A 1,261-nucleotide genomic window follows, 5' to 3' on the forward strand; every position below is an offset into this window, starting at 1 on the left:
GTCAACACCGTTCTCCGATGTTTTTGAACTTTTTCGTGGAGATATCCACGGGGCCGAATTCATGAGTTGGCTAGGCTGATTTTCCACGCCGCTTTCTGCGGTTGATCACGCCCGGGATACCCGCTTCGGACCCCTTGCTGAGCATGGTTCCCTTCGAGAAATAGCCGACCGCCCAGACGGTTCCGGAACTCGCCCGAGCTGCTTTCAGCGCCGATCCTCAAGCAATTCCGGTGTGATGTTTCGGCCTGCGTAAAAAATGCCCAGGATCAGCACCTGCTCGCCCTCGATAGCGAAGGCAATGCTGACCGCCCGCCGGTAGCCAACAATACGCAGCCCAGGCATGATCTCGATCCGCTCGGTGCCTCGCTGTGGAAAAGTCGACAAGCCCAAGCAATGATCGCGGATGTCAGCGACAAAATTCCAGGCAATCGCCGGCGACGCTCGTTCGGCTATGTCGTCATAGAGGTGTTCGAGCTCGGATTGTGCCGTGGGATGAAAGACAATCCGGTTTCCCATTCCCTACTTGGCTTTCGCCTGCTTCGCGCGATGGCGCGCTTCAAGCCTGGAAAAGACCGTTTCGGCTGGAATTCCCTTCGTCGGATCCTGCTGGAGCTCGGCCAGACGCGCGGGAATTTCCTCGCGCAGCCACTTTTCCCGCTCCGCCTCGAAGTCCTCGAGCATACGCAGACCGGCGCGGACAACCTCACTGGCATTGTTGTAGCGACCTGATTCGAGCTGCTTCCTGATGAAGCTCTCATAGTGGTCGTTCAAAGCGTAGTTGGGCACGGCACCTCCTGAAGGAGATTATGGGGTCAAGCGTCGCTGATGACAATAGATAGCAATAGTTAGCATTCTGCCGATTCGGTTCCGCTTCACCGTCACGACGCGCTCAAACGGGATCACCTCGCTCCTGATTCGGCAGAATTTGAAATAACGATTGGGACACCGCGCGATCGAGGCTCTCTGTGCGAGCGGAGGCCGCGGACCCTGTTACCCACTATCCAAAATGAGGAAGCCGGTTGAATTAAAACCCAACCGGCTAATTTGTTTTCATGCTTGGGTGCTAGACTAATTGGTCTTAGACCCTCCACCCCCTTCGTCCTTCTCATTGAGTTCTTTGTCCTGCGGGCGCGCTTGCAGGCCTCCGATAGGTGGCACGGACGACGATCCACCCCAACAGGAAACGGTCTGCGGGCTTTGGAGGCTGGCGGTCCGTAAGTTTTGATTTTGGTTTGGTATGTGTTTGTTTTTGTTGCGGCGT

At 56.1% G+C, this 1,261-nt stretch carries 2 protein-coding genes; both read right to left on the bottom strand.

Translation table 11 applies throughout. The annotated features are described in order from the left end of the window. Positions 1-204: 204 nt before the first annotated feature. Positions 205-516, bottom strand: a complete 312-nt coding sequence (locus C7I87_RS34835; RefSeq protein ID WP_149908452.1) for a type II toxin-antitoxin system RelE/ParE family toxin — start codon at positions 514-516, stop codon at positions 205-207. Between the two features lie 3 nt (positions 517-519). Then, complete coding sequence (locus C7I87_RS34840) at positions 520-786, bottom strand: type II toxin-antitoxin system ParD family antitoxin (protein WP_149908453.1); 267 nt, start codon at positions 784-786, stop codon at positions 520-522. Positions 787-1,261 lie beyond the last annotated feature (475 nt).

It is taken from the genome of Mesorhizobium sp. SARCC-RB16n (assembly GCF_008520305.1).
Lineage (GTDB): Bacteria > Pseudomonadota > Alphaproteobacteria > Rhizobiales > Rhizobiaceae > Mesorhizobium.

Bases quoted from the DNA above. Each gene is read 5' to 3' on its own strand.
- C7I87_RS34835 (WP_149908452.1), bottom strand. From the start codon at position 516: ATGGGAAACCGGATTGTCTTTCATCCCACGGCACAATCCGAGCTCGAA.